We start from the raw sequence: 12,606 nt of genomic DNA, 5'->3' as shown, positions 1-12,606 counted from the left end.
GCCTTCCGGTTCCCGGTCGAGTCCGGCAGCTACGACCCCGAGACCCGCACCACCACGCTCGACCTCGCCGGGTCGGTCCACTTCCGCAGCTGGTACGGCCAGGTCCAGCCGGGCAAGTGGGCCCTCGACACGACGTACTCCGACCTCACCGTGACGATCAGTCCCACGGTCCAGGAGATCCGCGGCACCCACACCGGCTACACGCGCGACGACCCCGGGGGCGAGCTGCACCACGACGTCGACGTCGTCCTGGCCCAGCTCGACGTGACCGACGTCGCCCCGACCACCGCGTCCGGCACCACCACCTGGACCGACGTCCCCGCCGTCGCCGGCCCGGGCTTCTCCATCTACGGCCAGGGCACGACCCTCGACCCCGTCTCGATCGAGTACGCCGGCGACGGCGGCAAGCCCGACCTCACCGAGCGCTTCGACCGTCCCGGCGTTCCGGCGCTGCGCGAGGACGGCCGCTGGATGTCGGTGAGCACGACGTCCGGCCTCGGCACCGCCAGCCGGGCCTTGGAGGTCTCCCCGCGCGGCGACGTCGTCTACGTCGCCGAGATCGCGCCCGAGATCGGCGACACGCTCGTCGTCCGTGCGCTCGACGCCCAGACGATGAAGCCGGTGGGCCGGCCGTTCGAGCAGCCCGTCGCCCCGGAGGAGGTCTACACGGGTCGCTACCTGCGCACCGCGATCGACCCCGCCACCGACACGCTGTTCTACGTGACGAGCCGCGACGGCGACCCTGCCGTCCGGACGACCGTGCGGTCCCTCACGTTCGACCGCGGGACCGGCACGTTCACGTCCGCCGTCGTCGGCCGTCTGCACGACGGCCGCACGGACGACGAGGGGAACACCCAGGTCCCCGGCGTCGGCTCGCTGGCGTGGAACCCGGTGGCCCAGGAGCTCGCCGTCCTCTCCGACGACCCGGAGGCGACCGACCTGGCCGGCAAGGTCACCCTCTTCCGCTTCAGCCGTGCGGGCGACGGCTGGACCCGGTCCGCGGGCACGATGACGTTGCCCACGACCGGCGAGTACGCGGGCGCCATCGAGTACGCGGGACCGTTCACGAGCGGCGAGATGGACACCGACCCCGATCTCGCGGCGCTGGGCGACGGCTCCTACGTGCTGGCCACCGGGACCGGGTACGGGTACGTCGACGATGAGGTCCGCTACCTGCCGGCCCTGCACCTGCGCCCCTCCGGCGACACCGTCGCGGTCACGCCCGTCCCGGGGACGCGCCACACGAGCACGGTGTTCGGCACCTACTACGGCTACACGTCGGCCACGCCCGGCCCGGACGGCTCGGTGCTGCTGCACGGGTCGGGCCAGTCGATCGAGGACTACGTGCGCGTCGACCTCGTCGACGGCGTCGCCACGGCCCGCGAGCCCTTCCGCGGCCCCGACGTCTACCCGGACTACGGCTACTCGGTGTTCGCGGCATCGATGGTCTACGACGCCGGCCGCGACCTGCTCTGGGCGACGGACAACGCCGACACCGACGGCGAGGCCGTCCAGCTCGTGCGTCGCGACGGCTCGACCGTGGGCTACCGCGTGCCCGACTACGCGACCTACTCCTTCGGACGTGCCCTGCTCAAGGTGGGTCCCGACGGCTCGCTCTACGTCCCGCTGAAGAAGGACGGCTTCGGCTACGCACGGCTCGCGTTCGGCGGGATCACCCCGACGGTCGACGAGCAGCCGGACGACGTGTCGGTCCAGCTCGGCGCCGACGAGACGGCGCGCGACGTCACCTTCCGCGCCGAGGTCTCCGGCGCCTCCCGCGTGCAGTGGCAACGACGTGCCGTCGGCGCCTCGCGCTTCACCGACGTCGAGGGCGCCACGGGCACCTCGCTGACGGTGGCGGCGTCGCCCACCACCGCCGGGAGCACTTACCGCCTCACGGTCGTCAACGACGCCGGCACGGTCGTCTCCGACGAGGCGCAGCTGACCGTCACCTACCCGCCTCGGTTCGCCGTGCAGCCCCAGGACGTCCGCACCCGACCGGGCACCGTCGCGAACCTCGATGCCGAGGTGCTCGCCTCCCCCGAGGTCACGTCGAGCACCTGGCAGCGTCGCGTGGACGGGTTCTGGACGACCGTGGGCACGGACGACGACGACCTCGTCGTCGGCGACACGTCCCTCACGGTCCGCGAGACCAGCGCCGACCAGACCGGGTCGCAGTTCCGGCTCAAGGTCACCAGCAGCCTGGGCACGACGTACTCCCGCACCGCGACGCTGACCGTCGAGGCGCCCGCGTCGCAGGCAGGCACGGTGAGCGGCGCGAGGCTCGAGTGGTCGGGCTCGCAGGAGCTGCAGAAGGCACCGCCGTTCGGCGGGTCGTCCTACTTCTCGGCCGGTGTCTCCGACGGCAGCGAGGGCACCTACCAGGCCGAGGCCGGCAGCGTGTCGGTGCTGCAGCTCGACGGCGAGGAGCGCATCCCTGCTTCCTGGGCCACGCGCGCGGCGCACGTCGACGCCGACCCCGGAACCCGTCAGGTCGTGACGCTGGACGACGGCCGGGGGCGCGTGGAGCAGGACGGGTCGGCGACGATCGCGTGGTCGGGCGCCTGGACCGTGAACTTCTACGGCGGGCTCGTGCCGTTCACCCTCAGCGACCCGGTGCTCACCGTCGACGACGAGGGCGTCGGCCGCCTCACCGCCGACCTCTCGGGCTACGGGTCCTCCCAGGAGAACCCCGGCGAGAAGACCCCGATCGCGCCCGTCGAGGACGTCGTCGTCGCCACCTACCGCGACGTCGAGGTCGACCCGGACGGCTTCGTGGTCGAGCCCGACTACGCGGGCGTCGAGGTGGACGTCCCCGCGGGTGCGAGTGCGCAGCTGCGGACGGGTGACGCGTGGGGCTCCTGGCCCCAGCCGTTCGTCGACTTCCACGCCCGCACCGGCCTGACGTCGTACTGGTACAGCTCGGGAGGCGCGGCCGACCCGGACAAGCCCCCCGCCCCGATCACCGTCGGCGCGTTCGAGGTCGACGGCACCGAGCCAATCGCGGAGCCGCCGACGATCCTGACCCAGCCGAGCCCCATGACCGCCACGGTCGGCCGTCAAGCCCGGTTCGCGGTGACGGCATCGGGCGAGGACCTGTCGTACCAGTGGCAGCGCAAGGTCGGCTCGAGCTGGCTGGCCGTCGCAGACGCGGACGGACCGACGCTCACGCTCGACCGCGTGGTCACCGCCGACCGGCGCGCGACCTTCCGGGTACGGGTCGCCAACGCGAGCGGTGCGGTCGTCTCCCGGGCGGTCCGGCTCGACGTGGCTCCGGCCCGGACGGCGGCGCATGTGTCGCTCTCCCGCGCGTCGCAGACGTCGAGAGCCCCCGCGTCGAGGCGGGCGCTGGTCCGCGTGCGGCTCACCGCGTCCAACGGGACGACACCCGTCGGCACCGTCACCGTCCGGCTCGGCAGCCGCAAGGTCGCGACCGCACGCACCAGCGGCGGCCGCGCCACGGTCCGCCTCCCGGCGGGCCTCGCCCGCCGCGGCTACGCCGTCCGTGCCACCTTCACCCCCCGCGACCCCGCCTCGTTCACGACGGCGACGAGCCGGCCGGTGGGGTTCCGCGTGCGCTGACTGGGCGGTAGGTGCGGCGCGGAACCTGGGTCAGCGGTAGGTCAGCCGCCCCACCGGGCCGAGATCGCGCGTCTCACCTACCGCCGACGGAGGAAGCTCCCGACACCACGAGAAAGGCCCCCAGTCTCATGGACTGGGGGCCTTCTGCCGTTCGAGTGGAGCACAGGAGACTCCGTCGCTCGCTGGCGCTCACTCCTCCCCGAATCACCAGTCCCGATTCGGACGAAGAAGAGCCCCCACAGACAGCGAAAAGCCCCCCAGCACGATGGCTGGGGGGCTCTTCTTGGTCCGAGTGGAGCATAGGAGATTCGAACTCCTGACCTCTTCCATGCCATGGAAGCGCGCTACCAACTGCGCCAATGCCCCTCGCGGGTGGTTCTCGCACTCGTCGATCACCGAGTAAGAACTCTAGACCCTCCCCCTGGGCGGGTAAACACCGGGGGTCACCCGTCGTCCGACATCACCGGCTCGGGCAGCGTGCCCGCGTTCCACTCGGTGAGCCGCCACCGGGTGTCGTGCTCCGGCGAGATCTGCTCCAACGCGATCCACGAGCAGTTCGACAATCCCGCGAACGTGCGCCAGGTGGCCTCCGGGAACCCCAGGAACGTGCACACGCCCACGCGCAGCACCCGCCTCCGCGTGCAGCTCCGCGCCCGGGAACCGCTCCTCGCGGTCCTCCAGCATGGCCTTCATCAGGTCGGGGAAGCGCTCCCACGACTCCTTCCACGTCAGGCCCTCGCGCTCGCCGAAGTTCATCTCGCGCAGCCGCTCGTCGAGCTCCACCGGCACCCCAGTCAGCCGCGACAGCTCCTCGGCCGTGTGCCGAGCACGCTGCAGGTCCGAGCTGAGGATCCGCACCGGCCGCAGCGACGCGAGGCGTGCAGCCGCAGCCGCAGCCTGCCGGACTCCGACCTCGTCGAGCGCCGTGTCCGTCTGGCCCTGCACCCGACCGGCGACGTTCCACTCCGTGCGCCCGTGGCGCCACAGGACGACCCGGCGGGTCACGCGAGCTCGAGGTCGATCGTCGGGCAGTCGCTCCACAGCCGCTCGAGGGCGTAGAACGCGCGCTCCTCGGTGTGCTGCACGTGCACCACGACGTCGGTGAAGTCGAGCAGGATCCAACGACCCTCACGGTCGCCCTCGCGGCGCACCGGCTTCGCGCCCTGCTCCAGCAGCTTCTCCTCGACCGCGTCCTTGATGGCGCGGGCCTGCGGCTGGTTCGCCGCGCTGCACAGCAGGAACACGTCGGTGATGAACAGCTGCTCGGAGACGTCGAAGGCGATGATCTCGGTCGCCAGCTTCTCGTCCGCGGCAGCGGCAGCCACCCGGGTCAGCTCGACGGCACGGTCGGTTGCGGTCATGAGGGGTCCTCGGAGTCGGAGGCGGAGTAGAGACGGTGCTTCGCGATGTACTGCACGACGCCGTCGGGGACGAGGTACCAGACCGGCTCACCCGACGCGACGCGTCCACGGCAGTCGGTCGAGGAGATCGCGAGGGCCGGGATCTCGACCAGCGTGATCCGCTCGGCCGGCAGACCGGCGAGCGTCTGCTCGTCCATCTCGTGCCCGGGACGCGTACAGCCGACGAAGTGGGCGAGCTCGAACAGCTCGTCGTGGTCGCGCCACGTCAGGATCGCGGCCATCGCGTCGGCACCGGTGATGAAGTACAGGTCGGCGTCGGGCATGGCCGCGGCCAGCTCGCGCAGCGTGTCGATCGTGTAGGTGAGTCCGTCGCGGTCGATGTCGACCCGGCTCACCTCGAAGCGCGGGTTCGCCGCCGTCGCGATCACCGTCATCAGGTAGCGGTGCTCGGCCGGCGAGACCTCACGGTCGGCCTTCTGCCACGGGCGCCCGGTGGGGACGAAGACGACCTCGTCGAGGTCGAACCACGACTGCACCTCGCTCGCGGCGACGAGGTGCCCGTGGTGGATGGGGTCGAACGTGCCACCCATGACGCCGACGCGACGTCGGCGGATCGGTGCGTGCTCGGGGGCCACGTCGACGACCTGGGGCCCGTGGGTCGTGCTCAGGAGTGCTCGCGGCCCTTGCCGAAGGCCAGCAGCGCGATGAGCAGGACCAGGAGGATGCCCAGGGCGGTACCTCCGATGAGCATCGCCGTGAAGAGGAAGCTTCCTTCTTCTCCGGACTCCTCCATGGCGGCCAGGATCTCGAGCATGGCCGCAATCTACCAGCGTGCCCGCGAGCCCGACGATCCGGCGTGCGTCAGCGCACGTGCCCGTCGCCCGTGACCACGTACGTCGTCGTGGTCATCTCCGGCAGCCCCATCGGTCCGCGCGCGTGCAGCTTCTGCGTGGAGATGCCGATCTCCGCACCGAACCCGAACTCCCCACCGTCGGTGAAGCGCGTCGACGCGTTCACCATGACGGCCGCCGAGTCGACGCCGAGCGTGAACCGTCGCGCCGCGTCGATCGAGCGGGTGACGATCGCCTCGGTGTGGCCCGAGGACCAGGTGCGGATGTGCTCGACGGCGTCCTCGAGGGAGTCCACCACCTTCGCGGCGATGTCGAGCGAGAGGTACTCGGTGGCCCAGTCGTGGTCGGAGGCCTCGAGCACGCCGGGGGCGACCGCGGCGAAGGAGGCGTCGCCGTGGATCGTGACCCCGGCCGCCTGCAGCGCCTTCGTCACCCGCGGCAGGAAGTCCTCGGCGACGTCGCGGTGCACGAGCAGCGACTCCGCCGCGTTGCACACGCTCGTGCGGTGGGTCTTGGCGTTGAGGACGACGTCGAGCGCCATGTCGAGGTCGGCGTCGGCGTCGACGTAGACGTGCACGTTGCCGGTGCCGGTCTCGATGACGGGCACGGTCGACTGCTCCACGACCGTGCGGATGAGGCCCTCGCCGCCGCGCGGGATCACGAGGTCGACGAGGCCGCGCGCCTGCATCAGGTGGGTGGCGCTGCTGCGGTCGTCGGCGGGCACGGCCTGCACGACGTCGGCGGGGAGCCCGGCGGCGGCGATGGCCTCGCGCATGACGTCGACGATGGCCGCGTTGGACCGCGCCGCCGAGCGCGACCCGCGCAGCAGCGACGCGCTCCCGGCCTTCAGGCAGATGGCGGCGGCGTCGGCGGTGACGTTGGGCCGCCCCTCGTAGATCATGCCGATGACGCCCATGGGCACGCGGACCTGCTCCAGGCGCAGGCCGTTGGGCAGCGTCGAGCCGCGGACGACCTCGCCGACCGGGTCGGGCAGTGCGGCGACGTCGCGCACGCCCTGGGCGAACGCGGCCACGCGGTCGGGGTCGAGCAGCAGCCGGTCGACGACGTTCTCGGGCGTGCCCTCGGCACGCGCGGCCTCGACGTCGAGCGCGTTGGCCGCGACGACGCGCTCGGTCGCGGCCTCCAGGGCGTCGGCCGTGGCCAGCAGGGCCGCATCCTTCTGCGCCCGCGACGCCAGCGCCAGCGACCGTGCGGCCGTGCGGGCGCGGCGGGCGAGCTCGTGCACCTGATCCTTCACGGCTGCAGCCTAGTGCGTGCTCTCCACCCTCCGCTGAGCGTGACGTTCGCGGGCCATCTCGACGGGACTGGGCCCGCGAACGTCACCTTCAGCGGGGATCGGGGGTCACCTGGCGTTCACCCGGGCCGTGCACACTGTCCCCATGATTCGGGGGAATCGGCTCGTCGCCGTGCTCGCACTGGTCCTGGTCGGTACGGTCCTGGCCGTGCCCGTCACCTCCTCGCCCGCCGACGCGCGCGACGAGCGCGGTCGCGTGGAGCCGACCGTCCGGGTCGCGACGTTCAACGCGTCGCTGAACCGACCGGCTGCGGGCGACCTGCGCCGCGACCTGTCGACGCCGTCGAACGCGCAGGCGCGCGCCGTCGCGGAGATCGTCCAGCGCACCCGTCCCGACGTGCTGGTGCTGCAGGAGGTCGATCACGACCCGGAGGCGCTGCGCCTGTTCCAGCGGAACTACCTCGAGCGCGGGCAGCAGGGCGCCGACCCCGTCCGCTACCGGTACACGTTCACGGCACCGGTCAACACGGGCGTGCCCACCGGCCTCGACCTCAACGGCGACGGTCGCACCGACGGCCCCGACGACGCCTACGGCTTCGGGGCGTTCCCCGGCCAGTACGGCATGGCGGTGCTCAGCCGCTACCCGATCGACGAGAAGCACGTCCGCACCTTCCAGAAGCTGCTGTGGAAGGACATGCCCGGCAATCGCATGCCGCAGGGCTACTACTCCCCCGAGGCGGTCGACGTCCTGCGCCTCTCGAGCAAGTCGCACTGGGACGTGCCCGTCAGGGTCGGGCGACGCTCCGTCCACCTGCTCGTCAGCCACCCGACCCCGCCGGTCTTCGACGGGCCCGAGGACCGCAACGGTCGCCGCAACGCCGACGAGATCCGCTTCTGGGCCGACTACACCGGCCCCGCCCGGGAGGCTCGGTGGATCAGGGACGACCGCGGCCGTCCCGGCGGACTGCAGCGCGGTGCGTCGTTCGTGATTGCGGGCGACCTGAACTCCGACCCCGTCGACGGCGACTCGCTGCCGGGCGCCACCCACCAGCTCCTCGACCTGCGCCGGGTGAACACCTCGCTGACCCCGTCGAGCGACGGTGCGGTGGAGGCGGCACGTCTGCAGGGCGGCGCCAACCTCTCCCACCGGGGCGACCCGCAGTTCGACACCGCCGACTTCTCCGAGCCGCCGGGCAACATCCGCGCCGACTACGTGCTCCCGAGCGCCGACCTGGACATCCGCGACGCGCGGGTCTTCTGGCCGGTGCAGGCCGATCCGCTCTCGCGCCTCACCGGCACCTACCCGTTCCCGGCCTCCGACCACCGGCTCGTCTGGGTCGACCTGCGCCACCCTCCCCGCTGAGTGTGACGTTTGCGGGCCGGAAGAGCCCGCTGAGCCCCGCGAACGTCACACTCAGCGGGGTGTGGGGGCGGTCAGTGGGGGTGCAGGACGACGAGGTCGTCGCGGTGGACGACCTCGCGCTCGTAGTCGGCGCCGAGGTCGGCCGCGAGGTCGGGGGTGCTGCGCCCGAGGAGCGTCGGGAGCTCGGCACTGTCGTAGGTGACGAGGCCGCGCGCGACCACGGTGCCGTCGGGCGCCACGACGTCGACCGGCTCCCCCGCTCCGAACTCACCCTCCACGCCGACGATGCCCGCCGCGAGGAGCGACGCCTTGCGCACGGTGAGCGCCCGGACCGCGCCGTCGTCGACGAGCAGCCGCCCCTTGGTCTCACTGGCGTGCTCGAGCCACAGCAGACGGGTCGGCCGACGCCGGCCGGTCGGGTGGAACCGCGTGCCCACCTGCTCGCCCAGCACGGCGGCGCGCGCGTGGTCGGCGCGGGCGAGCACCACGGGGATCCCGGCGCCCGTCGCGATCCGTGCCGCCTCGACCTTCGTCACCATGCCGCCGGTGCCCACCTTCGAGCCCACGCGCGCGACGTCGACGTCGTCGAGGTCGTCCGGGCCGTGCACGTCGGTGATCGGCCGCGACTCCGGCAGCGACGGGTGCCCCGTGTAGAGCCCGTCGACGTCGGACAGCAGCACCAGCAGGTCGGCGTGCACCAGGTGGGCGACGAGCGCGGCCAGCCGGTCGTTGTCGCCGAAGCGGATCTCGCTCGTGGCCACGGTGTCGTTCTCGTTGACGACGGGCAGCACGCCGAGCTCGTGCAGGCGCGCGAACGTCTGGTGCGCGTTGCGGTAGTGGCTGCGCCGCGTGACGTCCTCGACGGTCAGCAGCACCTGCCCGACGGTGATCCCGTGCGCCGCGAACCGCTCGGAGTAGTGCGCCACGAGCGCGCCCTGGCCGACGCTGGCGGCCGCCTGCTGGGTCGGCAGGTCACGCGGGCGCGTCGTCAGACCGAGCGGGCCCAGTCCCGCGGCGATCGCACCCGAGCTCACCAGCACGACCTCGTCGCCACGGCGGCGTGCCGCGGCGAGGGCGTCGACGACGTGGCCGACCTTCTCCGGGTCGAGGTGCCCCGCCGCCGAGGTCAGCGACGACGAGCCGACCTTGACGACGACGCGCCGCGCACTCACGACCGGTCGTCCGCCGTGACGTCGGCGGGGCTGTCCTCGCCGGACTCCGGCCCGTCGTCGAGGTCGAGCAGGTCGTCGTCGTCCTCGAAGGTCCAGTCGGGCGCCGCGCTGGGCTCCTCGCCCCGCGCACGCGCCTCGCGCGCCTCGGCCTCGTAGGCCCGCTTGGCCGCGAGCTGCTCGCGTCGCTCGACGTTGGTGCGACGGTCGTCGCGGTCGAGGCGCTGGTCCTCGCCACGACGGCCGAGCATCTCGGCACCGGCCTGGATGGTCGGGTCGAAGTCGAAGACGACCGCGTCCTCCCAGCCCTGGTCGGCGGTGCCACCGATGACGACGTCGTCGCCCGGCTCGGCACCCTGCTTGGCGAGCGCCTCCTCGACGCCGAGCCGCGCGAGCCGGTCGGCGAGGAAGCCGACGGCCTCGTCGTTGCTGAAGTCGGTCTGGCCGACCCAGCGGGTGAGCTTCGCGCCGCGCACGATCCACTGGCGCTGGCCGTCGGGGCCCCGACGCTGGTCGACCGTGAACTCCGCGCCGACCCCTGCCGCGGCCTGCGGACGCAGCACGATGCGGGTGATCTCCTGCGTGGGCGTCTCCGCGCGACGCCGCGCGACGATCTGCGCCATGGCGAAGGACAGCTCGCGCAGTCCCTGGTGGCTCGCCGCCGACACGTCGTACACGTCGTAGCCGCGCTCCTCGAGGTCACTCCGCACGAACTCGGCGATCTGCGCGGCGTCGGGCACGTCGGTCTTGTTCAGGGCCACCAGGCGCGGCCGCTCGAGCAGGTCCTTTCCGGTCGCACCCTCGGGCAACGCCTCGGCGTACGCGCGCAGCTCGGCCTCGATGACGTCGAGGTCGGTCAGCGGGTCGCGCCCGGGCTCGACCGTCGCGCAGTCGACGACGTGCACGAGCGCGGCGCACCGCTCGACGTGGCGCAGGAAGTCGTGACCGAGACCCCGACCCTCGCTCGCACCCTCGATGAGACCGGGCACGTCGGCGACCGTGAAGGTCGTGGACCCCGCGGTGACGACACCGAGGTTGGGCACGAGGGTGGTGAACGGGTAGTCGGCGATCTTCGGGCGGGCACGCGACAGCGCGGCGATGAGGCTCGACTTGCCGGCGCTCGGGAACCCGACGAGACCGATGTCGGCCACGACCTTCAGCTCGAGCACGATCGTGCGCTCCTGGCCGGGCTCGCCCTTCAGCGCGAAGCCGGGGGCCTTGCGCTTGCTCGACGCGAGCGCGGCGTTGCCGAGGCCACCGCGGCCGCCCGCGGCGATCACGACCTCCGTTCCGACGCCCACGAGGTCGGCCAGGACCTCGCCGGTGCCGTGCGGGCCGCCCGAGCGCACCACCGTGCCGTCGGGCACCTTGAGCACGAGGTCCTCGCCGTGGGCGCCGCTCTTGTTGCTGCCGCCGCCGGGCGCACCGTTGCCGGCCTTGCGGCGCGGCTCGTGGTGGTAGTCGACGAGCGTCGTCACGTCGGCCGCCACGCGGAGCACGACGTCGCCGCCGTGCCCGCCGTTGCCGCCGTCGGGGCCGCCGAGCGGCTTGAACTTCTCGCGGTGCACCGACGCGACGCCGTGGCCGCCGTTGCCGGCGACGACCTGGAGGGTCACGCGGTCGACGAAGGTGGGGACGGCCATGTCAGGTGCTCCTGGGGTGGTGTGGGGACGTCGAAGGGGTGGCCCGCATGCGCGGACCACCCCTTCGACGGATGTTCTGCCGGTTACTCGCCCGGAACGATGTTCACGACCTTGCGGCCGCGACGCGTCCCGAACTCGACCGAGCCGGCCGACAGCGCGAAGAGCGTGTCGTCGCCGCCACGGCCGACGTTGGTGCCGGGGTGGAAGTGGGTGCCGCGCTGGCGGACGATGATCTCGCCGGCGTTGACGAGCTGGCCGCCGAAGCGCTTGACGCCGAGGCGCTGTGCGTTGGAGTCGCGGCCGTTCTTGGTGGAGGCTGCGCCCTTCTTGTGTGCCATGAGTTCAGTCCTCTACTTCGCGATGCCGGTGATCTTGACCTGGGTGTACTTCTGACGGTGACCCTGGCGCTTCTTGTAGCCGGTCTTGTTCTTGTACTTCTGGATGATGATCTTCGGACCCTTGGTCGCGCCGATCGCCTCGGCGGTCACGGAGACCGTCGAGAGGCTGTCGGCGTCGGCCGTCACGGCGTCGCCGTCGACGTACAGGACGGCCGGCAGCGAGACGGACTCGCCCTCGGCCAGGCCGAGCTGGTCGATCTCGATGACGTCGCCGACGGCGACCTTCTGCTGCGTGCCGCCACTGCGCACGATTGCGTAGACCACGGGATTCCTCACTCGGTTCTTGCTGGAAGCTGTGTGTGCCGGGGGCCGGGGGCGTCCGGGTCCGACGGGGCCTGGGCTCAGCGGCTGCGCTGGACCGGGCCGGTGCCGGGCTCACACCCGGACAGGACGATCGGCGCGCACGGCGCGCCGAGGATCCATACTACGGACCCTCCCCCGGCTCGGTCAAAGCGGGGGTCTCGCCGGTCGGCTCGTCACCCTCGTCACCGGCGTCCGGCGCCGACTCGAGCTTCGGCTCCGGCTCGACGGTCGCGGGGACCTGCTCGGCCTCGGGCGTCGGCAGGGCGTCCTGCACCGGCTGCGGCGCCGAGGCGACGATCGGCTCGGGGACGTCGGACGGGACGGGCTGGGCGGCCTCCTCCGCGTCGGCAGCGGCCTCCTTCGCGGGGCTCTCGGCCTCGTCCGCCGGGCTCGCGGCCGGGGCCTCGTCGGTCGGCGTCGGCTCGAGGACGGCGTCGACTATCACTGGGGCGGGGTGGTCAAGGCTACTCTTGTCTCAACCCTGCTCGGCATCGGCAGCGAACTCGGATTGGGCGGTGACAGCGATCTCGTTCGCGCGCTTCGCCGGGGCCGCGACGACGAGGCCGCCGCCGACACGACCACCGACGAGACGACGGCGGACGAGACGTCCGGTGCGGACACGAGCACCTCGAACGGCACCTCCGGCGGCTCGACCTCCGGGTCGTCGCGCGGTGGGCGCTC

The 12,606-nt window shown here is 72.5% G+C and carries 13 protein-coding genes, 1 tRNA gene and 1 pseudogene; 3 read left to right on the top strand and 12 right to left on the bottom strand.

The window, feature by feature from the left end; translation table 11 throughout:
- Positions 1–3,582 (top strand): HtaA domain-containing protein (locus A6Q81_RS13845; protein ID WP_286690816.1); only part of this gene is annotated, 3,582 nt, incomplete at its 5' end.
- A gap of 293 nt (positions 3,583–3,875) precedes the next feature.
- Here the strand turns inward: A6Q81_RS13845 and A6Q81_RS13840 are convergent.
- From A6Q81_RS13840 to A6Q81_RS13815, 7 genes and pseudogenes are all read right to left on the bottom strand, one after another.
- Positions 3,876–3,948, bottom strand: a tRNA-Ala gene (locus A6Q81_RS13840).
- Positions 3,949–4,025: 77 nt separating this feature from the next.
- Positions 4,026–4,211 carry a histidine phosphatase family protein gene (locus A6Q81_RS13835; protein ID WP_286690815.1) on the bottom strand — a complete coding sequence of 62 codons (186 nt, stop codon included), beginning with the start codon at positions 4,209–4,211 and terminating at the stop codon, positions 4,026–4,028.
- Between the two features lie 64 nt (positions 4,212–4,275).
- Positions 4,276–4,527, bottom strand: a pseudogene (locus A6Q81_RS17300) (histidine phosphatase family protein); the annotation flags it as partial.
- Positions 4,528–4,583: 56 nt separating this feature from the next.
- Positions 4,584–4,943, bottom strand: a complete 360-nt coding sequence (gene rsfS, locus A6Q81_RS13830; protein ID WP_067858947.1) for a ribosome silencing factor — start codon at positions 4,941–4,943, stop codon at positions 4,584–4,586.
- Positions 4,940–5,578: a nicotinate-nucleotide adenylyltransferase gene (nadD, locus tag A6Q81_RS13825; protein ID WP_257721377.1), complete on the bottom strand. Its 639-nt coding sequence runs from the start codon at positions 5,576–5,578 to the stop codon at positions 4,940–4,942. The genes rsfS and nadD overlap by 4 nt, the downstream gene beginning before the upstream one ends.
- A 29-nt stretch (positions 5,579–5,607) precedes the next feature.
- Positions 5,608–5,757 (bottom strand): hypothetical protein, encoded by a 150-nt coding sequence (locus tag A6Q81_RS13820; RefSeq protein WP_236749731.1) that lies wholly within the window; start codon positions 5,755–5,757, stop codon positions 5,608–5,610.
- Positions 5,758–5,804: 47 nt separating this feature from the next.
- A complete protein-coding gene (locus tag A6Q81_RS13815; RefSeq protein ID WP_202967667.1) occupies positions 5,805–7,052 on the bottom strand; it encodes a glutamate-5-semialdehyde dehydrogenase in 1,248 nt (415 codons plus the stop codon).
- Between the two features lie 142 nt (positions 7,053–7,194).
- Here A6Q81_RS13815 and A6Q81_RS13810 point away from each other — a divergent pair, with 142 nt between their 5' ends.
- A complete protein-coding gene (locus A6Q81_RS13810; RefSeq protein WP_286690814.1) occupies positions 7,195–8,412 on the top strand; it encodes an endonuclease/exonuclease/phosphatase family protein in 1,218 nt (405 codons plus the stop codon).
- Between the two features lie 71 nt (positions 8,413–8,483).
- On the opposite strand, the gene proB is transcribed toward A6Q81_RS13810, so the two are convergent.
- The 5 genes from proB to A6Q81_RS13785 all read right to left on the bottom strand — a co-directional run bounded on the left by proB (position 8,484) and on the right by A6Q81_RS13785 (position 12,370).
- Positions 8,484–9,584, bottom strand: coding sequence for a glutamate 5-kinase (proB, locus tag A6Q81_RS13805; RefSeq protein WP_067858955.1), 1,101 nt, complete (start codon positions 9,582–9,584; stop codon positions 8,484–8,486).
- Positions 9,581–11,224 (bottom strand): GTPase ObgE, encoded by a 1,644-nt coding sequence (gene obgE / locus A6Q81_RS13800; protein WP_083516421.1) that lies wholly within the window; start codon positions 11,222–11,224, stop codon positions 9,581–9,583. The genes proB and obgE overlap by 4 nt, the downstream gene beginning before the upstream one ends.
- 83 nt (positions 11,225–11,307) lie before the next feature.
- The gene (gene rpmA, locus A6Q81_RS13795) at positions 11,308–11,562 is read right to left on the bottom strand and encodes a 50S ribosomal protein L27 (protein ID WP_067858958.1); all 255 of its coding nucleotides are present in this window, start codon (positions 11,560–11,562) and stop codon (positions 11,308–11,310) included.
- Positions 11,563–11,574: 12 nt separating this feature from the next.
- The gene (rplU, locus tag A6Q81_RS13790; protein WP_067858960.1) at positions 11,575–11,886 is read right to left on the bottom strand and encodes a 50S ribosomal protein L21; all 312 of its coding nucleotides are present in this window, start codon (positions 11,884–11,886) and stop codon (positions 11,575–11,577) included.
- A gap of 160 nt (positions 11,887–12,046) precedes the next feature.
- On the bottom strand, positions 12,047–12,370 hold the full coding sequence (locus tag A6Q81_RS13785; RefSeq protein ID WP_286690813.1) for a hypothetical protein: 324 nt from the start codon (positions 12,368–12,370) through the stop codon (positions 12,047–12,049).
- Between the two features lie 9 nt (positions 12,371–12,379).
- Here A6Q81_RS13785 and A6Q81_RS13780 point away from each other — a divergent pair.
- Positions 12,380–12,606: hypothetical protein (locus tag A6Q81_RS13780; protein ID WP_286690812.1), on the top strand; the 227-nt coding region annotated here is incomplete at its 3' end.

Origin of the sequence: Aeromicrobium sp. REDSEA-S38_B2 (assembly GCF_001628525.1) — a bacterium.
In the GTDB taxonomy this organism is placed as follows: Bacteria; Actinomycetota; Actinomycetes; order Propionibacteriales; family Nocardioidaceae; genus Aeromicrobium; species Aeromicrobium erythreum.
The sequence above is the reverse complement of the archived record's forward strand: the minus strand, read 5'-3'. Positions and strand labels throughout refer to the sequence as shown.

Excerpts from the sequence above, each read along its gene's own strand:
- A6Q81_RS13820 (WP_236749731.1), bottom strand. The coding sequence starts at position 5,757 with ATGCTCGAGATCCTGGCCGCCATGGAGGAGTCCGGAGAAGAAGGAAGC.
- rsfS (WP_067858947.1), bottom strand. The coding sequence starts at position 4,943 with ATGACCGCAACCGACCGTGCCGTCGAGCTGACCCGGGTGGCTGCCGCT.
- A6Q81_RS13810 (WP_286690814.1), top strand. The coding sequence starts at position 7,195 with ATGATTCGGGGGAATCGGCTCGTCGCCGTGCTCGCACTGGTCCTGGTC.
- rpmA (WP_067858958.1), bottom strand. The coding sequence starts at position 11,562 with ATGGCACACAAGAAGGGCGCAGCCTCCACCAAGAACGGCCGCGACTCC.
- obgE (WP_083516421.1), bottom strand. The coding sequence starts at position 11,224 with ATGGCCGTCCCCACCTTCGTCGACCGCGTGACCCTCCAGGTCGTCGCC.